The sequence below is a fragment of the Klebsiella sp. OBRC7 genome, from assembly GCF_000293135.1.
Classification (GTDB): Bacteria; Pseudomonadota; Gammaproteobacteria; order Enterobacterales; family Enterobacteriaceae; genus Klebsiella; species Klebsiella michiganensis.
Map to the genome: position 1 here is coordinate 27,927 of NZ_ALNJ01000119.1, position 20,665 is coordinate 48,591.

The 20,665-nt window shown below is 57.1% G+C and carries 19 protein-coding genes and 1 pseudogene; 7 read left to right on the forward strand and 13 right to left on the reverse strand.

Translation table 11 applies throughout. From position 1 onward, the window contains the following. Positions 1-84 precede the first annotated feature (84 nt). The 4 genes from HMPREF1144_RS23010 to HMPREF1144_RS33940 all read right to left on the reverse strand — a co-directional run bounded on the left by HMPREF1144_RS23010 (position 85) and on the right by HMPREF1144_RS33940 (position 3,621). On the reverse strand, positions 85-1,266 hold the full coding sequence (locus HMPREF1144_RS23010; RefSeq protein ID WP_009654097.1) for a PLP-dependent aminotransferase family protein: 1,182 nt from the start codon (positions 1,264-1,266) through the stop codon (positions 85-87). A 45-nt stretch (positions 1,267-1,311) separates the two neighbouring features. After that, the gene (locus HMPREF1144_RS33095; protein WP_042928320.1) at positions 1,312-1,527 is read right to left on the reverse strand and encodes a hypothetical protein; all 216 of its coding nucleotides are present in this window, start codon (positions 1,525-1,527) and stop codon (positions 1,312-1,314) included. 2 nt (positions 1,528-1,529) lie between these two features. Continuing rightward, a complete protein-coding gene (gene gss, locus HMPREF1144_RS23020; protein ID WP_009654105.1) occupies positions 1,530-3,401 on the reverse strand; it encodes a bifunctional glutathionylspermidine amidase/synthase in 1,872 nt (623 codons plus the stop codon). A 76-nt stretch (positions 3,402-3,477) separates the two neighbouring features. Beyond that, complete coding sequence (locus HMPREF1144_RS33940) at positions 3,478-3,621, reverse strand: hypothetical protein (protein WP_305955792.1); 144 nt, start codon at positions 3,619-3,621, stop codon at positions 3,478-3,480. Here HMPREF1144_RS33940 and HMPREF1144_RS23025 point away from each other — a divergent pair. Then, positions 3,609-4,169, forward strand: a complete 561-nt coding sequence (locus HMPREF1144_RS23025) for a DsbA family protein (RefSeq protein WP_004854200.1) — start codon at positions 3,609-3,611, stop codon at positions 4,167-4,169. The genes HMPREF1144_RS33940 and HMPREF1144_RS23025 overlap by 13 nt on opposite strands. 72 nt (positions 4,170-4,241) lie before the next feature. Continuing rightward, the gene (gene yghU / locus HMPREF1144_RS23030; protein ID WP_004854202.1) at positions 4,242-5,108 is read left to right on the forward strand and encodes a glutathione-dependent disulfide-bond oxidoreductase; all 867 of its coding nucleotides are present in this window, start codon (positions 4,242-4,244) and stop codon (positions 5,106-5,108) included. A 35-nt stretch (positions 5,109-5,143) separates the two neighbouring features. Here the strand turns inward: yghU and yghX are convergent, their stop codons facing one another. The 4 genes from yghX to exbB all read right to left on the reverse strand — a co-directional run bounded on the left by yghX (position 5,144) and on the right by exbB (position 7,953). After that, on the reverse strand, positions 5,144-6,031 hold the full coding sequence (gene yghX / locus HMPREF1144_RS23035) for a YghX family hydrolase (RefSeq protein ID WP_009654120.1): 888 nt from the start codon (positions 6,029-6,031) through the stop codon (positions 5,144-5,146). Positions 6,032-6,152: 121 nt separating this feature from the next. Beyond that, on the reverse strand, positions 6,153-6,647 hold the full coding sequence (locus HMPREF1144_RS23040) for a TIGR00645 family protein (RefSeq protein ID WP_004105804.1): 495 nt from the start codon (positions 6,645-6,647) through the stop codon (positions 6,153-6,155). Positions 6,648-6,789: 142 nt separating this feature from the next. After that, complete coding sequence (gene exbD / locus HMPREF1144_RS23045; RefSeq protein ID WP_004105810.1) at positions 6,790-7,215, reverse strand: TonB system transport protein ExbD; 426 nt, start codon at positions 7,213-7,215, stop codon at positions 6,790-6,792. A 6-nt stretch (positions 7,216-7,221) separates the two neighbouring features. After that, positions 7,222-7,953: a tol-pal system-associated acyl-CoA thioesterase gene (gene exbB, locus HMPREF1144_RS23050; RefSeq protein ID WP_004854209.1), complete on the reverse strand. Its 732-nt coding sequence runs from the start codon at positions 7,951-7,953 to the stop codon at positions 7,222-7,224. Positions 7,954-8,204: 251 nt separating this feature from the next. On the opposite strand from exbB, the gene metC reads away from it, so the two are divergent. Both metC and yghB read left to right on the forward strand, forming a co-directional pair. Next, a complete protein-coding gene (gene metC / locus HMPREF1144_RS23055) occupies positions 8,205-9,392 on the forward strand; it encodes a cystathionine beta-lyase (RefSeq protein WP_004854212.1) in 1,188 nt (395 codons plus the stop codon). 132 nt (positions 9,393-9,524) lie between these two features. Beyond that, on the forward strand, positions 9,525-10,184 hold the full coding sequence (yghB, locus tag HMPREF1144_RS23060; RefSeq protein WP_004125241.1) for a DedA family general envelope maintenance protein YghB: 660 nt from the start codon (positions 9,525-9,527) through the stop codon (positions 10,182-10,184). Between the two features lie 44 nt (positions 10,185-10,228). On the opposite strand, the gene HMPREF1144_RS23065 is transcribed toward yghB, so the two are convergent. Continuing rightward, on the reverse strand, positions 10,229-11,128 hold the full coding sequence (locus HMPREF1144_RS23065) for an AraC family transcriptional regulator (protein WP_004115613.1): 900 nt from the start codon (positions 11,126-11,128) through the stop codon (positions 10,229-10,231). Positions 11,129-11,324: 196 nt separating this feature from the next. On the opposite strand from HMPREF1144_RS23065, the gene yqhD reads away from it, so the two are divergent. The 3 genes from yqhD to HMPREF1144_RS23080 all read left to right on the forward strand — a co-directional run bounded on the left by yqhD (position 11,325) and on the right by HMPREF1144_RS23080 (position 14,002). Then, positions 11,325-12,488 (forward strand): alcohol dehydrogenase, encoded by a 1,164-nt coding sequence (gene yqhD / locus HMPREF1144_RS23070; protein ID WP_009654113.1) that lies wholly within the window; start codon positions 11,325-11,327, stop codon positions 12,486-12,488. A 132-nt stretch (positions 12,489-12,620) separates the two neighbouring features. Beyond that, positions 12,621-13,448, forward strand: a complete 828-nt coding sequence (gene dkgA, locus HMPREF1144_RS23075) for a 2,5-didehydrogluconate reductase DkgA (protein WP_004854218.1) — start codon at positions 12,621-12,623, stop codon at positions 13,446-13,448. Positions 13,449-13,546: 98 nt separating this feature from the next. Further along, complete coding sequence (locus HMPREF1144_RS23080) at positions 13,547-14,002, forward strand: HIT family protein (RefSeq protein WP_004854225.1); 456 nt, start codon at positions 13,547-13,549, stop codon at positions 14,000-14,002. A gap of 126 nt (positions 14,003-14,128) precedes the next feature. Here the strand turns inward: HMPREF1144_RS23080 and HMPREF1144_RS23085 are convergent. The 4 genes and pseudogenes from HMPREF1144_RS23085 to parC all read right to left on the reverse strand — a co-directional run. After that, positions 14,129-16,369 (reverse strand): annotated as a pseudogene (locus HMPREF1144_RS23085) (YgiQ family radical SAM protein); the annotation flags it as partial. Between the two features lie 30 nt (positions 16,370-16,399). Continuing rightward, positions 16,400-17,812, reverse strand: a complete 1,413-nt coding sequence (gene ftsP, locus HMPREF1144_RS23090) for a cell division protein FtsP (RefSeq protein ID WP_004854230.1) — start codon at positions 17,810-17,812, stop codon at positions 16,400-16,402. Positions 17,813-17,896: 84 nt separating this feature from the next. Next, complete coding sequence (gene plsC / locus HMPREF1144_RS23095; RefSeq protein ID WP_004125254.1) at positions 17,897-18,634, reverse strand: 1-acylglycerol-3-phosphate O-acyltransferase; 738 nt, start codon at positions 18,632-18,634, stop codon at positions 17,897-17,899. 192 nt (positions 18,635-18,826) lie between these two features. After that, positions 18,827-20,665, reverse strand: a 1,839-nt coding sequence (gene parC / locus HMPREF1144_RS23100) for a DNA topoisomerase IV subunit A (protein WP_042928323.1), incomplete at its 5' end; no start/stop codon positions are given.

The following is a 20,665-nucleotide window of genomic DNA, read 5'->3' on the forward strand; positions in this document are numbered from 1 at the left end:
GTCCATGCATACGGATGAAGACAGGTGCTTAGAGAAGAAAACGGCAAGAAAGCCCCGCGCCGCCAACGGCGCGGAGCAGGGCGATTACAGCGACTTCGCCAGGCGCTCGACGGCGGTCATCAGACCCTCTGTCGACACCGTCGAGTAGGAAAGACGCAGCGTGCGGGTATCCGGGTTATCGTTATAGAACGCTTCCCCTGGAACGTAAACCACGCCGTTTTCCAGCGTTTTCTTCATCCATTCCATGGTATCGAACGGATAGCGGAAGCGGGCCCACAGGAACATACCGCCTTTAGGACGGCTGAACGCCAGATGCTCGCCAAGCTGCGATTCCAGCGCGTCGGCCAGCGCCACGCACTTCTTGCGGTAATCTTCGCGGATCAGGGCAATCTGGCTTTCCAGACGGTTCATGCTCAGGTATTCCGCGGTGATGACCTGCGAGAGCATATTAGTGTGCAGATCCGCCGCCTGTTTAACAATCACCGTCTGCTGCGCCAGCCAGTCCGGCATCACGATCCAGCCAATACGCATCCCCGGCGCGAGGATCTTGGAGAAGGTGGAGGTATAAACCACCTGATCTTCACAGCCTGACTCAACCGCATACTGATACAGCGGACGGCGTACTTCGTCAGTGAAGCTGATTTCACCGTACGGATCGTCTTCGATAATGACGAAGTCGTGCTTTTTCGCCAGCTCAACCAGGCGGCGGCGGCGCGCTTCGCTCAGGGTTTTCCCGCCGGGGTTGCCAAACGTCGGCACCAGGTAAACGGCTTTCACACGCGTGGTTTCCAGCAGATCGGCCAGCTGTTCCACCAGCATGCCGTCATCGTCGGTATCCACGCTGAGAATATTGGCCTGCGCCAGCTGGAAGACCTGCAGCGCCGCCAGATAGGTCGGACGCTCAACGACAATCGCATCACCCGGATCGAGCAGGGTGCGGGCGACAATATCCAGCGACTGCTGCGAACCGGAAGTGATATAGACATGGCTTGCCGAACAGGCCACGCCGCGCGCCTGACACAGTTCGCTAACGGCCTGACGCAGCGGCGGATAACCTTCGGTCAAACCGTACTGGAACGCATCGTTAAAGCGCCCGTTCATCACCTGCTGCACCGCCAGGTTCAGGCCTTCGGTATCAAAAAGCTCCGGGGCCGGAATCCCGCCGCCCAGAGAGATAACGCCGGGCAGCTTACTGTGCTTGAGGAGTTCGCGGACGGCGGAGGGCTTAAGTTCACCCGCGCGGGCGGCGAGTCGCCGATCGTGCATACTATTTTCCTTTTCTGTCTTGTTGTTGTGATGTTTTATCTATTTTTACCGGTCATTCACCGGTCGCGCGACGCTGACCGGGGCTACGGGTTCGTATGTTCGGTAGCCCGGACAGATGCGCAGCATCGCCTCCGGGATATTCTTCAGCATCCAGCGGCCTTCCCCCGGGGCGGCGCGATGCGCCTTGCCCGGGCTACAAATGCCGCAGGTGACGAGAATCGCAGCCCGGATAAGGCGCTTACCGCCGCAATCCGGGGCCAAACTTAACGGCTATCTGTGTCTTTTAGCACGATTAACGGCTCAATATCGCTCTCTTTTTTAACCACCAGAGAATCATCTCCGCGCAGGCAGGTCCCGCCGTAGTTACCGCCGACGGTGAAGGTGCAAACCTGGATGTATTTGCCATCCACTTTCGGCAGGCACCACAGCTGCTGGTAGATATTTTTGCGGTCGAAAAACTGGCCGCTGGTTTTATCCAGCACTTCGTCCTGCGGGCCAATCAGGTCGATGTTGTTGCCGCAGCGGCCCGAGATAGGCTTAACCGCATAGCCGCTTTCCGCCAGCTGCTCGTTGACCACAAAATCCGTATCCAGAAGATAGCGATGATTGGGGAACAGCGACCACAGCACCGGCAAAATCGCCTTGTTGCCGGGGATGACCGTCCACAGCGGCTCGAAGACTAATACTTCCGGGCGCAGCAGAACGTCTATCAGGCGCACTTCATTATTCGGGTGTCCGGTACGTATCGGCACCGCCGCGTACTCATCGGCGCTGACTTCCCGCACCTGCTCAATGGCGGTCTCCCATGCCCAGGTTTTCCAGACGCAGTTGACCAGACGCCCGTCGGCATCAATCAGCTGCCCGGCGGCATCCCAGCGCAGCTCATCCAGGCCAAACAGAATTTTGCTCTCGAAGCCGGCCTGGGTCAGCGAACGCTGGATAAACTGCGCGTGGTAGTTCTCCTCCAGATCCTTATCCTGCATGATGTGCACGAAAGGACGCGCCCGGCTGTGCTTCCACGCTCCGGCCAGCTCATCCAGCAGATTTTCCGCCGGGTTGTGACCGGTGCCGTAGTAGCCCTGCTTCAGCCACTGCTCGAGGATCAGCCCGCCTTCGGTATGGCAGGACGCGGAATCGGCGTTGTACTCATACACCTTGAGTCCGCGCTCATCCATACAGAAATCCATGCGGCCGGTAATCATATGATGGCGACGGCGCTGCCACGAGAGGCGCAGACGCGGCCAGAGAATTTTCGGAATATCGAACAGCGCCAGCAGGCTGTCATCCTTCATCACCTTGTCGGTGGCGTGCAGGTACATCAGATGCAGCTCGTTGGTGGCTTTGATAAGCTCCTGCTCGGCGCTTTCGGTGATGGTGAAATACTGGTAAGGGTCTTTATTGATGACGTGGCCGTTGGCTTCCACGTAGGCTTTTTGCAGCGAATCTTTCTCGTTGAGCCAGTTGCCGCGGTATTGGCCTTTATTCGGCAGCCGCGCACCTTTGATGGCCATCGCCTCACCCGGCAGCACCGGCTGCGGCAGGCTGTGCTCGGTATCGGCGGTTTGGATCATCCAGCCGAGGATTTCGGTATCGGCAAAGGTGTCTTTAATCGTGTAGAGGCCGTTTTTCACTTCCAGCGTCAGCTCGCGGGTCCACTGCTGGCCCTGCGGCAGCGGCGAGTGAATGACGTTCTGTTCGGCGATCCTGACCTTATTCCCTATCAGTTGCGTAATCACCGCCACGTGGCCCGTGTGCTTAAACTCGCCGCCTTTCTGCCAGATCAGCAGTGAGCCGGCGAGAGGCGGACGGCGTGAGCCGTTGGCGAACGCCTGCAGCGGCAGAATATTGTCGTTGACCACCTCGCGGAGAAAACGCAGGGAGAAGATTTCGTAGGCCATGCCGACGTCGGTGAAAACAAAACCGTAGGTGAGGAACAGAAAGCGGCGCGCGAACTCCACGCACTGCCATTTGTGCCCCATATACTCATTACCGATATAGCTGCGGAACGTGGCGTCATCCGGATAATCTTGCGGATTTAAGCTACTGTAATTAGAAGAATAAATCGCCACGCCGCCCGGTGCGTAGCCTAATAGTGTACCAAACGGGGCGTCGCTGCTTGTGGAACCTTTGCTCATTTAGCCTGACCTCAAATTAATGCAGCCCGGGCAGTTGGCGAAACAAAACTCCCTCTTCTTATCCTGCCGCAGGCACTTACCAGACAGAGGTGGAATGATGATACCACTCATTCGATTCGCTAATCGTGCCCTTAAGGAAAATAAGCCTGCGCCCCCGGGCAAAAGTGATATCGTTATTTGAGATAAAAAAACAATCAGGAGTCGACAATGAGCACACCATCGCATCTGACCGCCCAACCGCTGGTCTGGGGGCATGGCCCCCGCACCTTTGAGGTGTTCCTCGAACCCACCTGTCCTTTCTCCGTGCGGGCATTTAATAAGCTTGATGACCTGCTGGATGAAGTTGGCGCGGATAACGTGACGATCAAAATTCGTCTGCAGTCTCAACCGTGGCATCTGTTTTCCGGCGTCATCGTCCGCTGCATTCTCGCCGCGTCCACCCTGCCGCACGGCCGCGAGCAGGCGCATAAGGTGCTTAAAGCCGTCGCCGACCACCGCGAAGAGTTTGAGTTTACCGACCACTGCAGCGGGCCGAACATGAACGCCACGCCGCAGCAGATTATCGAGCGTATCGAACGCTATAGCCACGTCTCGCTGGCCGCGGCGTTTGCCCGCCCGGAGCTACAAAACGAGATCAAATGGCATAGCAAGTACGCGCGCCAGAACGGCATCCACGTGTCGCCGACCTTTATGGTTAACGGCCTGGTGCAGGCGGATCTCGGCAGCGGCGACGACGTCAGCGCATGGGCCGCGCGGATTCTGGCTTAGTACGACTCTCCCGCGCCGGCGCGGTAGCGCCAGCGACACGACATCAACACCTCACTAAAAAGGCAGATCAGCATGTCAGAGAATAACTACCAGCCACCTAAAGTGTGGGAATGGAAGCAAAACAACGGCGGCGCATTCGCCAATATCAACCGTCCCGTCTCCGGCGCAACGCACGATCGGGAGCTGCCGGTGGGCGCGCATCCGCTTCAGCTCTATTCGCTGGGGACGCCCAACGGCCAGAAAGTGACCATTATGCTGGAAGAGCTGCTGGCGTTAGGCGTCAGCGGCGCGGAGTACGACGCCTGGCTGATTCGCATCGGCGAAGGCGATCAGTTCTCCAGCGGCTTTGTCGAGGTTAATCCGAACTCAAAAATCCCCGCGCTCCGCGACCACTCCACCACCCCGCCGACCCGCGTTTTTGAATCCGGCAGCATCCTGCTCTATCTGGCGGAAAAGTTCGGCTTCTTCCTGCCCAAAGATCCGGCAGGCCGCACCGAAACCCTCAACTGGCTGTTCTGGCTACAAGGCTCGGCCCCGTTCCTCGGCGGCGGCTTTGGCCACTTCTTCAGCTATGCGCCGGTGAAAATCGAATACGCGATCGACCGCTTTACGATGGAAGCCAAGCGCCAGCTTGACGTGCTGGACAAGCAGCTTGCCCGCGGCCGTTTTGTGGCAGGAGAGGAGTACACCATCGCCGATATGGCCATCTGGCCATGGTACGGCAACGTGGTGCTGGGGAACGTTTATAACGCCGCCGAGTTCCTGGATGCCGGTAGCTATAAAAACGTGCTGCGCTGGGCGCAGGATGTCGGCAATCGCCCGGCCGTACAGCGCGGGCGGATGGTTAACCGCACCTCAGGCCCGCTCAACGAGCAGCTTCACGAGCGCCATGACGCCAGCGACTTCGACACGCAAACCGAAGATAAACGCCAGGCCTAGCGCCCATGCCCGCCGGAGGCTTCAGCCTCCGGCTTTTAGCGCAGATACTTCTCAAACCATGCCAGCGTGCGTTGCCAGGCGAGGTCAGCCGCGGCCCGGTCATAGCGCGGCGTGGAGTCATTATGAAAGCCGTGGTTAACACCCTGATAAATATAGGCCTCGTAGACTTTATTGTGTGCCTTCAGCGCTTTTTCATAGGCGGGCCAGCCTTCATTAATGCCGCTATCAAGACCGGCATAGTGCAGCAGCAGCGGCGCTTTAATTTTATCGACCTCATTCAGCGGCGGCTGGCGGCCGTAAAACGGCACCGCGCAGGCCAGCTCAGGGAGCGCCACCGCCGCCGCATTGCTGACGCCGCCGCCGTAGCAGAACCCGGTGATACCGACCTTCCCCGTCGCCTGCGGATGCTTCGCCATAAACGCGACCGCCGCAAAGAAATCATTCATCAGCTTCACGGGATCGACTTTCTGCTGTAGCGCGCGGCCTTCATCATCATTCCCCGGATAGCCGCCGACGGAGCTCAGGCCATCCGGCGCCAGCGCGATATACCCCGCTTTCGCCACCCGCCGGGCAACGTCTTCAATATAGGGATTCAGGCCTCGGTTCTCATGCACCACCACCACGGCGGGCGCTTTGTCGGCTATTTTCGCCGGCGTCACCTGATAAGCCCGCACTTCGCCGTGGCCGTCAGGAGAGGGGTAATGAATATACTCCGGGCGGATATCCGGGTCAGTAAACGCCACCTGCTCCGCCAGAGCATAGTCGGGCTTCAGCAGATTAAACAGCGCCAGCGCGGTCATCCCGCCGACGGTATACTTCCCCGCCAGCTGGAGAAACTCGCGTTTGCTGATTTTACCGTGGGCATAGTAGTCATAATACTCGAGCAGCTGCTGCGGGAAATCTTTGGCCGTTAATCGCGTCATCACCCTGCCTCCGTTATTAAGCGCCCTTTAAGCAAAGCAGAAGCCCGGACATACGCCAGCGGAGAAAAGCAGAAACGGGGAGTAAAAAGCCCAGCGGCCAACACCGCCGGGAGAGGAGGGATCAGTGTTTCACTTTGGTCAGACGATCGAGGTAGCCCATCACAAAGGCCGACAGCACAAAGGTCAGGTGGATGATGACGTACCACATCAGCTTATTGTCCGGGACGTTTTTCGCGTCCATAAATACTCGCAGCAGATGAATAGAGGAGATCGCCACGATGGAGGCAGCCACCTTATTTTTCAGCGAAGTGGCGTCCATTTTGCCCAGCCAGCTGAGCTTCTCCTTGCCCTCGTTGATATCCAGCTGGGAAACAAAATTTTCATAGCCGGAGAACATCACCATCACCAGCAGACCGCCCACCAGGGTCATATCCACCAGCGACAGCAGGGTCAGAATCATATCCGACTCACTGACGCTGAAAATATGCGGCAGTATGTGGAAGATCTCCTGAAAAAATTTGATCGTCAGCGCAATCAAACCGAGCGAAAGGCCAAAATAAACCGGCGCCAGCAGCCAGCGCGAGGCGTACATAGCATTTTCCAGAAAGCGTTCCATAAGATCCTGTCAGTTAACATAAACGGCCGCCATTATACCGCAACAGAGCAACGTTATAGCAACAGGCGTCCAACAAGAGAGCGATTCGAGGAGATAAAAAAGGCTGGCGCAAGGCCAGCCTGAGAAGATGCGTGGAGAGAGGTTACTTCGCTTTGACGGTTTCTTCGCCCACCAGGCCAATCTTCAGATATCCCGCCTGATGCAGGGTATCCATGACCTTCATCATCGTCTCGTAGTCCACGGTTTTATCCGCGCGGAAGAAGACGGTGGTGTCTTTCTTGCCTTCGGTCAGCGCATCCAGCGAGGCGATCATGTTCTCGTCGGTAATGGGGTCATTGCCGAGGAACATGGTTTTATCCGCCTTCACCGACAGATAGATCGGCTTTTCCGGACGCGGCTGCGGCTGGCTGGAGGAAGCAGGCAGATTCACCTTCACGTCGACGGTAGCCAGCGGCGCCGCCACCATAAAGATGATTAACAGCACCAGCATGACGTCGATAAACGGCGTCACGTTGATGTCGTGCATTTCGCCGTTATCATCGAGGTTTTCGTTAAAATGCATCGCCATAAAGCATTAACCTACGCGTAGTTTCTGGGCGGTACGTACCGGCTTAACGCCGCTGGCGCTCAGGTCCAGGTCGCGGCTTTGCAGCAGCAGAACCTGGGCGGCGACATCGCCAAGGGACGCTTTGTAGCTGGCGATCATGCGGGCAAAAATGTTGTAGATGACCACCGCCGGAATCGCAGCGAACAGGCCAATTGCCGTAGCCAGCAGCGCTTCCGCGATACCCGGTGCAACCACCGCCAGGTTAGTGGTCTGGGTCTGGGCAATACCGATAAAGCTGTTCATGATGCCCCAGACGGTACCAAACAGACCAACGAACGGAGAAATCGCGCCGATGGTCGCCAGATAACCGTTGCCGCGCCCCATGTAACGACCCACCGCCGCCACGCGACGCTCCAGTCGGAAACCGGTACGTTCTTTAATGCCTTCGTTATCTTCAGAACCTGCGGAAAGCTCCAGCTCGTTCTGCGCTTCGTTAATTAACCGCGAGGTCAGGCTTTTCGCATCGAAACCGTTAGCGATATCGCTGGCCTGGTCGAGAGAGCGTGCTTCAGCAACCAGCAGCTGTTCGCGCTTGAGGCGACGCTTGCTGGCCAGGATCTCTGCGCCTTTGCCGAAAAAGATAGCCCATGTGACTACCGACGCCAGAATCAGGCCGATCATCACTACCTTAACGACAATATCGGCATGATGATACATACCCCAAACGGAGAGATCCGCCTGCATCAAATTATTACCCACACTGTATCTCCAGGACGTAAATCACAAAATCTGCGCACAATAATATCAAAACGACATCGAATTGATAGTGGTTCTCATTAGTATTTACACTGTGCAGCAAATCACGTTTATTTTCCTTGCGCTTACGCAGTAAAAAAGTTGCTGACCCCGCCGTTGATAAAATTTTTACCTGTATCCGCCGCGACCCGGTACATCAACGGGTATTCATGTTAGTTTAGACGTCCAGACGTATAAAAACAGGTTATCTGAACATGGCTGATAAACATCTTGATACTGCGCTGGTTCACGCCGGGCGCAGCAAAAAATACACCCTGGGCTCGGTAAACAGCGTCATTCAGCGCGCCTCATCGCTGGTTTTCGACACCGTCGAAGCGAAAAAGCACGCGACGCGCAACCGCGCCAAAGGCGAGCTGTTCTACGGGCGTCGCGGGACGCTAACCCATTTCTCCCTGCAGGAAGCGATGTGCGAGCTGGAAGGCGGCGCCGGCTGCGCCCTCTTCCCCTGCGGCGCGGCGGCGGTCGCGAATACCATTCTGGCGTTCGTCGAGCAGGGCGACCATATTCTGGTGACCAACACCGCCTATGAGCCTACCCAGGATTTCTGTACGAAAATTCTCGCCAAACTCGGCGTCACCACCGGCTGGTTCGACCCGCTCATCGGCGGCGATATCGCCCGTCTGGTGCAGCCGAACACCCGCGTGGTGTTCCTCGAATCCCCCGGCTCCATCACCATGGAAGTCCATGATGTTCCGGCAATCGTCGCGGCAGTACGTCGCGTCGCTCCCGAAGCCATCATTATGATCGACAACACCTGGGCGGCGGGCGTGCTGTTTAAAGCGCTGGAGTTTGGTATCGATATCTCCATTCAGGCCGGCACCAAATATCTGATCGGCCATTCCGACGCGATGGTGGGTACCGCCGTGTCCAATGAGCGCTGCTGGGCGCAGCTGCGCGAAAACGCCTATTTGATGGGGCAAATGGTCGATGCCGATACCGCCTATATGACCAGCCGCGGCCTGCGCACCTTAGCGGTACGCCTGCGTCAGCACCATGAAAGCAGCCTGCAGATTGCCGAATGGCTGGCGCAGCATCCGCAGGTGGCGCGCGTTAATCATCCCGCCCTGCCCGGCAGCAAAGGCCATGAGTACTGGAAGCGCGACTTCACCGGCAGCAGCGGTCTGTTCTCTTTCGTGCTCAATAAACGCCTGACCGACGCCGAACTGTCCGCTTATCTGGACCACTTCAGCTTGTTCAGCATGGCCTACTCCTGGGGCGGCTTTGAATCGCTGATTTTAGCCAACCAGCCGGAACACATTGCCGCAATCCGCCCTGATGCTGAAGTTGATTTCAGCGGCACGCTGATCCGCCTGCATATCGGGTTAGAAAATGTTACCGATCTGCTGGATGATTTAGCGGCGGGCTTCGCGCGTATCGTGTAAAGTGACGGTCAGTGGCAACAATAGCGGACGTTTTTTAGAAAAACGGCCGCTTTAGTTGCGCCCGGGATCAAGGTGCCCGAGCCTCTTCAGGAGTACACTAGACAAAAAACACGGTACCACTTAGGAAAGTCCATGGTTGTCATTCAAGAAATTGTCGCCGCGCTGTGGCAGCATGATTTTGCCGCGTTGGCAAACCCCCACGTTGTGGGCGTTGTATATCTGGTCATGTTCGCAACCCTGTTTCTGGAAAACGGTCTGCTGCCCGCCTCATTTTTACCGGGCGATAGCCTGCTGCTGCTCGCCGGGGCGCTCATCGCCAAAGGCGTAATGGACTTTGTACCTACGGTCGCCATTTTAACCGCCGCGGCCAGCCTCGGCTGCTGGCTGAGCTATATCCAGGGGCGCTGGCTGGGTAACACCGTTACGGTTAAGCGCTGGCTTGGGCATCTACCGCATAAGTACCATCAGCGGGCAACCTGCATGTTTGACAAACACGGCCTGCTGGCGCTGCTGGCCGGGCGTTTCCTGGCGTTTGTTCGCACCCTGCTGCCCACCATGGCGGGCATTTCCGGGCTGCCAAACCGCCGCTTCCAGTTCTTCAACTGGCTGAGCGCGCTGCTGTGGGTTGGCGTAGTCACCGGTCTGGGCTATGCGCTGAGCATGATTCCCTTCGTTAAGCGCCATGAAGATCAGGTTATGACCTGCCTGATGATTTTGCCTATCGCGCTGCTGATCGCCGGGCTGCTCGGTACGGTTATCGTGGTGATTAAAAAGAAATACTGTAACGCCTGATCGTTTACCGGGGCGGTGCGGATGCGCCGCCCTTACATCGTTCGTCACATCCCCTGAATCGTTCTGATACGCGCCGCATCCTCCCCCGGCGTCATGCCGAAATAACGTTTAAACTCGCGGCTAAACTGCGATGCGCTTTCATACCCCACCCGCATCGCCGCCGCGCTGGCCTTCATACCATCGTGGATCATCAGCATGCGCGCTTTATGCAGGCGATAGGTTTTCAGGTACTGCAGCGGAGAGGTGCTGGTGACTGATTTAAAGTTATGGTGGAACGCCGAGACGCTCATATTCGCTTCCGCCGCCAGCTGATCGACGCTGAGGTTCTCTGTGTACTGGCTTTCAATACGCTTCAATACGCGGCTAATCAGGCTGAAGTGGGTCTGACGACTGACCAGCGCCAGCAGCGCCCCCCCGCACGGCCCGGTCAGCACGTGATAGAGAATTTCGCGGATAATCTGTTTGCCAAGAATGCGCGCGTCCAGCGGGCGCTCCATGACATCCAGCAGGCGCTCCGCCGCGCACAATATCTCTTCGGACAGCACCGCAGAGTTGATCCCGCTCGACGCCATGGACGGCTGAAACTGCTCATCTTCCCCGATATCCATCAGCAGTTCTTGCAGCTGAAGAATATCGACGTTCAGCCGAATCCCCGCCAGCGGGACTTCCGGAGTGGCGAAGGTTTCGCATTCAAACGGCAGCGGTACCGTCAGCAGCAGATACTCATTGGTGTCATAGCGAAAGGTACGCTCGTTAATGTAGCCAATTTTATGCCCGGAAAAGAGAAAAACGATCCCTGGCTGATACATAACCGGCGTGCGCGTCCCCGGCTGAGTGCCGTACAGCAGGCGAATATCCGGCAGCAGACCGTTAAGCATTTCTTCTTTATCTTTCAGCTGATTAACCTTATGTGTTAATAGCTGGCATATCTCAGCGCGGTTCATTTATCGTGCTTCTCCGAACGTTTTTATACCTTCGCATTGTGCGCACTTTCGGCGAATTTCTCCAGCCACAAGGAGAAATGGGCAAGACAACGGCAGGAATGTGCATTGAGGGGAACGGCCCGCGGGAACACAATGTCCGTCATCTGGCAGAGGTATTGTCTCTGTTGGCGGTTTTATCTATTTGAGGGCACCAGCCATGAATAATTTCGACCTACATACCCCAACCCGCATTCTGTTCGGCAAAGGCGCGATTGAAAATCTGCGCGATCAAGTCCCGGCGGATGCACGCGTGCTTGTCACCTACGGCGGCGGTAGCGTGAAGAAAACCGGCGTGCTTGATCAGGTTCTGAGCGCGCTGAACGGCATTGACGTTCGGGAATTTGGCGGCATCGAGCCAAATCCGTCCTACGAAACGCTGATGAACGCGGTGCAAATCGCGCGTGATGAAAAGATCACTTTCCTGTTGGCGGTGGGCGGCGGCTCCGTTCTCGACGGCACCAAATTCATCGCCGCGGCGGCCCACTATGCGGCCGATAGCGATCCGTGGGAAATCCTTGAAACCTACGGCAGCAAAGTGGCCAGCGCCATCCCGATGGGCTCCGTACTGACGCTGCCGGCGACCGGCTCCGAATCCAATAAAGGCGCGGTGATCTCGCGCAAAACCACCGGTGACAAACGTGCGTTTATGTCCACCCATGTGCAACCGGTGTTCGCCATTCTGGATCCGGTTTACACCTATACCCTGCCGCCGCGCCAGGTGGCTAACGGCGTCGTTGACGCATTCGTCCATACCGTTGAGCAGTACGTCACCTATCCGGTCGACGGCAAAATTCAGGACCGCTTCGCCGAAGGCATTCTGCTGACCCTGGTGGAAGACGGCCCGAAAGCGCTGAAAGAGCCGGAAAACTACGACGTTCGCGCCAATATTATGTGGGCGGCCACCCAGGCGCTGAATGGCCTGATCGGCGCAGGCGTTCCGCAGGACTGGGCGACCCACATGTTGGGCCACGAACTGACCGCCATGCACGGGCTCGATCACGCGCAGACGCTGGCCATCGTTCTGCCGGCCCTGTGGAATGAAAAACGCGATGCTAAACGCGCTAAACTGCTGCAGTACGCCGCTCGCGTCTGGAACATCACCGAAGGTTCTGAAGAAGCGCGTATTGATGCCGCCATCGCCGCAACGCGTGATTTCTTCGAACAGATGGGCGTCCCGACGCGCCTTTCCGCCTATGGTCTGGATGGCAGCTCTATCCCGGCGCTGCTGGCGAAACTGGAAGAGCACGGCATGACCCAGCTCGGTGAAAACCAGGATATTACGCTGGACGTCAGCCGCCGTATTTACGAGGCTGCGCGCTAATCAACCTCCTCTCCGCCGCGTAAACTCGCGCAAAGGAGAGGAGTTTAACTACCGTTTTTAGCTATTTCGTCCAGACTTAATGCTACCCCTCAGCGGAATTTATTCCGCTGAGTTCATTAACAGGAGGAAGGCATGACACATCCAACCGTTATAAAACTACACGACGGCAACCTGATGCCGCAGCTGGGGCTCGGCGTGTGGAAAGCAGGCAACGAGGAAGTCGTCTCCGCCATTCATAAGGCGCTGGAAGTCGGTTATCGCTCGTTTGACACCGCCGCCGTGTACCAGAATGAAACCGGCGTCGGCAATGCGTTAAGCAGCGCAGGCGTCGCCCGCGATGAGCTGTTCGTCACCACGAAACTGTGGAATGACGATCAAAAGCAGCCCAAAGAAGCGCTGCAGGAAAGCCTTAAAAAACTGAAGCTCGACTACGTCGACTTATACCTCATACACTGGCCGGTTCCGGCAACTAACCATTACGTCGACGCCTGGAAAAGCTTAATTGAGCTGCAGCAGCAGGGGCTGGCAAAAAGCATCGGCGTCTGTAATTTCCAGGTTCATCATCTGCAAAAAATCATCGATGAAACCGGCGTCGCTCCGGTGATAAACCAGATTGAACTTCACCCGCTGATGCAGCAGCGCCAGCTTCACGCCTGGAATGCGACGCATAAGATCCAGACCGAGTCCTGGAGCCCGCTTGCGCAGGGCGGCGAAGGGGTATTCGATCAGAAAATTATTCGTCAACTGGCGGATAAATACGGTAAAACCCCGGCGCAGATCGTTATCCGCTGGCATCTCGACAGCGGACTGGTGGTGATCCCGAAATCGGTGACGCCATCGCGCATTGCCGAGAATTTTAGCGTCTGGGACTTCCGTCTTGATAAAGATGAATTGAGTGAAATCACCCGGCTGGACCAGAACAAGCGACTGGGACCCGATCCGGATCAGTTCGGCGGTTAACCTTTCCTGCTCCGTCGGCTTCCGGCGGAGCATCGCTTTGCTATCCGGCTAAAAGCACGTACATTCATGGCTTATTACAATCAAATGGATGCGTGCTGATGAGCTGTATTTTCTGCCAAATTGTTGAGGGGAAAGCCCCCTGCCATAAGGTATGGGAAGATGAACACCACCTCGCCTTTCTCTCTATTTTCCCGAATACCGACGGTTTTACGGTCGTGATCCCGAAGAAGCACTACCCCAGCTATGCGTTTGATATGCCGCCGCAGGCATTGGCCGATCTGGTGCTGGCGACGCAGAAGGTGGCGAAGCTTCTGGATAAAGCCTTTGATGACGTGGGCCGTACGGGGATGTTTTTTGAAGGCTATGGCGTTGACCATGTCCACAGCAAGCTCAGCCCGATGCACGGCACCGGCGATATGACCCAATGGCGGCCTATCGAGTCGCGTCAGACTCAGTTTTTTGCGCAATACGAAGGCTATCTCTCTTCCCACGATCACGAGCGGGCGGATGATGAAAAGCTGGCGGCGCTGGCCGCCAGAATCAGAGAGGCGTAGCCATAGAATTTGCTTTGCCGTTTGGCAAGCGACTGACCGGGCCCGGAATTATCAGGCCCGGTCAGCGAAGCACCACCGGGCAATGCAGCCGAATTAACGACCGGCGACCTTACCGCGTTTTACGGGCTTCTTCGCCGTCGCCCCGCCGTTCGAGCGCTGGTGCACAATCGGCGTATGCTTGGTCAGCGCCGGACGGGTATGGCGGTTCTGGCGACGCGCTTCGCGCATTTCATCGATCGTCGGCGCCGGTACCAGGCAATCGCGACGGCTGCCGATCAGGTGCTTTTTACCCATGGTTTCCAGCGCCTGGCGGATCAGCGGCCAGTTGGCCGGATCGTGATAGCGCAGCAGCGCCTTGTGCAGGCGGCGCTGTTTGTCACCCTTCGGCACCACCACATCCTCACTCTTATAGCCAATCTTACCCAGCGGATTCTTGCCGGTGTAATACATGGTGGTCGAGTTCGCCAGCGGCGACGGATAGAAGTTCTGCACCTGATCCAGGCGGAAACGATGCTGTTTAAGCCACAGCGCCAGATTCACCATATCTTCATCCCGCGTGCCGGGGTGGGCGGAAATAAAGTATGGGATGAGATACTGCTCTTTACCGGCCTGCTTCGAATAGGTATCAAACAGCTCTTTAAAACGATCGTAGCTGCCCATACCCGGCTTCATCATCTTCGACAGCGGTCCCTCTTCCGTATGCTCCGGGGCAATCTTCAGATAGCCGCCAACGTGGTGGGTAGCCAGCTCTTTGATATAGCGCGGGTCTTCAACGGCGATGTCGTAACGTACGCCGGAAGCGATGAGGATCTTTTTGATGCCTTTCAGGTCACGGGCGCGGCGATAGAGATTAATCGTCGGCTCATGGTTGGTGTCCATATGCGGGCAGATATCCGGATAAACGCATGACAGGCGGCGGCAGGTCTGCTCGGCGCGCGGCGACTTGCAGCGCAGCATATACATGTTGGCCGTCGGGCCGCCAAGATCGGAAATAATGCCGGTAAAACCGGGAACCGTGTCGCGAATCGCTTCGATTTCATTGATGATCGAATCTTCGGAACGGCTCTGAATGATACGCCCCTCATGCTCGGTAATTGAGCAGAAGGAACAGCCGCCAAAACAGCCGCGCATAATGTTAATCGAGAAGCGGATCATCTCGTAGGCCGGAATGCGGGCATCGCCGTAGGAGGGATGTGGTACGCGCTTATACGGCAGGGCAAATACGCTATCCATCTCTTCGGTGGAGAGCGGGATTGCGGGCGGGTTAACCCAGATATAGCGCTCGCCGTGCTTCTGCATCAGCGCGCGGGCACAGCCGGGGTTGGTTTCATGGTGCAGAATACGCGACGCGTGCGCGTAGAGAACCTTGTCGCCTTTCACCTTCTCAAAGGAAGGCAGCAGGACGTAGGTCTTCTCCCACGGCTTCGGACGCGGGGGCTGCACGGTAACGCGCTTCGCTTCCTGTTTTGGCGGCGCGACGGTTTTGTTATCCGCGCACGGCAGATCTTCACCGTACGGATGCGGAATCGGGTCGATTTTCCCCGGCGTATCCAGACGCGTGGAATCCACTCCGCTCCAGCCCGGCAGCGCCTCTTTCACCATGATGGCGGTGTTGCGTACGTCACGAATTTGCCCGATGGGCTCGCCGGCGGCCAGACGGTGCGCCACTTCCACCAGCGGACGCTCGCCGTTGCCGAACATCAGCATATCGGCTTTGGAGTCCACCAGAACCGAGCGACGCACGGTATCAGACCAGTAGTCGTAGTGCGCGGTACGGCGCAGGCTGGCTTCGATACCGCCGAGGATCACCGGGACATCTTTCCAGGCTTCTTTACAGCGCTGGGTATAGACCAGCGTGGCGCGATCCGGGCGTTTACCGGCAACGTTACCCGCCGTATAGGCATCGTCATGACGCAGCTTACGGTCGGCGGTGTAGCGGTTGATCATCGAATCCATGTTGCCGGCGGTGACGCCGAAGAACAGATTCGGTTTACCCAGGCGCATAAAATCGTTTTTATTATTCCAGTCCGGCTGGGAAATAATCCCCACGCGAAACCCCTGCGCTTCCAGCATGCGTCCGCAAATCGCCATGCCGAAGCTCGGGTGATCGACATAGGCATCGCCGGTAACCAGAATGATGTCGCAGCTATCCCAGCCAAGTTGATCCATCTCTTCTCGCGACATCGGCAAGAACGGCGCGGGGCCAAAGCAGGCGGCCCAGTACTGCGGCCAGGAGAAAAGGTCACGATCCGGTTGGATCAGGGATATTGCGCTCATATTGCTTCCGGGGAAATGATAAAAAAATAATCAAAAAGGGCGGCGATTATAAGCCGGAACGATGGAAGAAATGAAGGAGGTTTTTCCAATCCCGGCCGCATGGAACCGGGACAGAATAAATTACGGCGCCGGATTCACCAGAATCTGGCCAATGGAACCCCGGTCGGCAAGCTCCAGCGTCTGGCTTAAATACTGGAACGGGAAGTGCGGCCAGGAGGGCTGATTGTAATAGACCAACAGCTCAACCTGGCCATCGATCCAGACGGTATCCTTCCAGCCGCGATCTTCCGGGAACGGCGCGGAGCCGTTGACGTTACGCACCTGGAACATGACGCCTTCAATATGGAACGACTGCGGCCGGTCGGCGCGCACAATCCAGCGCTCCCAGGTACCCTGCTGCGCCGTAATATCGATACGCTGCGGATCCCACAGCTGACCGTTGATCCCCGGATCGTCGCCAAGAGTGATCTCACGGCTGCGAATCGCCGCGCCGGCCAGAATTTCCGTCGGCAGCAAACGCACGGGCAGACTATCGGTCACCAGCGGCAGCAGGCCCGTCGGGCGCAATGTCAGAATCAGCGTGGAGATCAGAATACTCGACGGCTCGAAGAAGCCGCGAATACGATCGACGATGCTTGCCGCTTCCCCGCAGGTGATCGACACTTCATCACCGTTGGTCATATCGACCAGAATTTCTCGACGCTCGCCCGGCGCCAGCGACAGCTGCTTCAGCGAAACCGGCGCGGGCAGGAGTCCCTGGTCACCGGAAATCACGTGCAGCAATCGGCCATCGCTCATCTGCAGCTGATAGCGACGGGAGTTGGACGCATTCAGCAGGCGCAGGCGCACCCAGCCGCGCGACACCTCAACGAAAGGCCCCTGTACGCCGTTCACCAGCAGCGTATCGCCCACGAAACCACCGCTACCTGGCTCGCTGTATTCAGGCGTACCGAAGTTATCCAGACGTTTGTCCTGAATAATCACCGGAAAATCATCCACGCCGTAGTGATTGGGGATCGGCAGATTCTTACTGACATCATCTTCCACCAGCCACATTCCCGCCAGGCCGTTATAGACCTGTTTTGCCATATGGTTTGGGGTGTTGGCCTGATACCACAGGGTCGCCGCGCTTTGGCGGATTGGCAATACCGGCGCCCAGTCGGCGTTAGCGGACATCATGCGCGCGGCACCGCCGATCAGCGGACCGGGGACCTGCAGACCACGGATGGTCATCGCCACGTTTTCCGTCAGGCGGTTGCTGTAGATCAGCTTGACATCGTCGCCATTCCAGACGCGAATGGTTGGCCCCATATAGCGACCGTTAATCCCCCACACCGAGGCGCGGGTACCGGGCGTAAACGACCAGTGCGCGCGCTGTAGCGTCAAGAATAGCGGCTGCCCGCGGCGGGACTCCAGCAGAGGGGGGATCGGCAGCGCAGGCTGCTGGCCAGCGGCCTGTGCCTTCAGCGGCGCGGCGCCCGCGCACAGCGCTACGCCTGAAGCCTTAATGAACTGACGCCGACTGAGTGACATATTAACTCCATGAAATACTGACTAATTAACAAGGGAATTCGTTTCCCGCCAGCAATCCGCGCGCTGTTTGCGGCGTTTCCTGTGTTATTTCTTTGCGGCCGCTTCGCGTTCGGCAACTTCTTTATCCAGCTCAGCGATTTTCGCGGACATCAGCTCGCGGCAGTGCGTCGCCAGCGCGCGAACGCCCTCTTTTCCATACTGGCTGGTATCTACCGGCGGCAGCATTTCTACAATCACCAGACCGTTATTCAGGCGATTGAGATTAATTTTATTCGATGTATTAGACACGCACACCGGAATAATTGGCACGCCAGCCGCGACAGCGGCATGAAAAGCGCCGGTTTTAAAAGGCAGCAAACCGCGGCCGCGGCTGCGGGTCCCTTCCGGAAACATCCAAAAAGAGATATTGCGCTTTTTAAATGCGTTCACGACTTCGGCAATAGTGCCGTGCGCTTTTGCGCGGTTATTGCGATCGATCAGCAGGTTCCCCGTGAGCCAGTAGAGCTGGCCGAAAAAGGGGATCCACGCCAGGCTCTTTTTACCCACGGTCACGGTCGGCGGCTGCACGATATTTGATGCCGTCACCATATCATAGTTATTCTGGTGGTTAGCGATATAGATGGCGTTGCCGTAGCTTTCCGCATCGGCTGGCTTGCGCAGCTCGACTTTCAGGCCGAAGACCGGCGACAGTTTGCCAAACAGGTGGCCGAAGGTGGCGACGTGCTTAGGGTTACGCGGGCTGAACAGACAATAAATACAGCCGAAGATGCACACCAGAATACAATAGATGACAACGATAATTAGTCGAAAAATAAATAGCATAGCTACCTCTGAAACCCAAACCGCTTAGAATTATACTCGCTGTTTCGCAGATTGCAGGCATCGGGCATCATTGCAAAGCGCGCTGCGCATCTCAAATGACGCTGGCGGATATTGTTCATCGCAATGCCTGAATAAACAACGATTTTGCGGTAAATATTAACCTCCCCCGCCGAACCGCGGGGGAGGGTGCTCCTACTCTTCGCTATCGCCCGCGGAGGCGCGACGCGGTGAGTCAATTTCCACCCGGTCAATTTTCTGTAATCCGCGCATCAGAGAGCCGCGGCGGCCGCGCTCGCCGGTGACTTTTTGCAGCTCTTCCGGGCGTAGTTTGATTTTCCGTTTGCCGACGTGAATCGTCAGCGTACTTTGCGGCGGCAGAACGAACAGGTGCGCCAGTCCATCCTGGCCCGCAGCCGCTTCCGCCGACGGAATATTGATGATCTTGTTGCCTTTGCCTTTCGACAGCTGCGGCAGGTCGCTCACCGGGAACATCAGCATGCGGCCGGCTGCGGTAATGGCCAGCAGCATATCGGACTCATCCTCAATCACCAGCGGCGGCATTACGTGCGCGTTATCCGGAAGGCTAATCAACGTCTTACCGGCACGATTGCGCGCGACCAGATCGTTGAAAGTACAAATAAACCCGTAGCCTGCGTCGGAAGCCAGCAGCAGTTTTTGGTCATCGGCCTCCATCAGCATATGTTCTACCGTCGCCCCCGGCGGCAGCGTCAGCTTACCGGTGAGCGGCTCGCCCTGTCCGCGTGCGGACGGCAGGGTGATAGGGTCAATCGCGTAGCTACGCCCGGTGGTGTCAATAAAGACCACTGGCTGATTGCTCTTCCCTTTCACTGCGGCTTTAAAACTGTCGCCCGCTTTATAGTTCAGCCCCGGCGCGTCGATATCGTGGCCTTTGGCGCTGCGCACCCAGCCGCTCTGCGACAGAACGATAGTAACCGGCTCGGACGGCAGCATATCGTGCTCGCTCATCGCTTTCGCTTCTTCACGCTCGCGCAGCGGCGAACGGCGATCGTCGCCAAAAGCGTCGGCGTCGGCCTGCAGCTCTTTTTTCAGCAGGTTATTCATTTTGCGTTCAGAAGCCAGAATGGCCTGCAGATGGTCGCGCTCTTTTTCCAGCTCGTTCTGCTCACCGCGAATCTTCATCTCTTCCAGCCGGGCGAGATGGCGCAGTTTTAACTCCAGAATCGCTTCCGCCTGGGTTTCGCTGATACCAAAGCGCGACATCAGTGCCGGCTTCGGCTCATCTTCGTGACGGATAATTTCGATAACTTCATCGATATTCAGAAACGCCACCAGCAAACCTTCCAGGATATGCAGGCGCTTAAGGACTTTTTCCAGACGGTAGCTGAGACGACGGCGCACGGTATCGCGGCGGAAAGTCAGCCATTCCGAGAGGATTTCCAGCAGATTTTTTACCGCCGGACGGTTATCGAGCCCGATCATATTCAGGTTGATACGATAGCTCTTTTCCAGATCGGTCGTCGCGAACAGGTGGTTCATCACCTGCTCCATATCCACGCGGTTAGAGCGCGGGACGATCACCAGACGAGTCGGGTTTTCGTGATCCGATTCGTCGCGCAGGTCATCCACCATCGGCAGCTTTTTGTTGCGCATCTGGGCGGCAATCTGCTCGAGCACGCGGGCACCGGAAACCTGATGCGGCAGCGCGCTGATCACCACCGCACCGTCTTCTTTCGCCCATACCGCGCGCATACGCACCGAACCGCGGCCATTCTGGTAGATTTTGCGGATCTCGGCGCGCGGAGTAATGATTTCCGCTTCGGTCGGGTAATCCGGCCCCTGTACAATATCCAGCAGATCGTCCAGAGAGGTCTGCGGTTTTTCAATCAAGGTAATGGCCGCCTGAGCCACTTCACGCAGGTTGTGCGGCGGAATATCCGTCGCCATGCCGACGGCAATGCCGGTAGTGCCGTTGAGCAGAATATTAGGCAAGCGCGCAGGCAGCATCTTCGGCTCCTGCAAAGTGCCGTCGAAGTTCGGTACCCAGTCAAC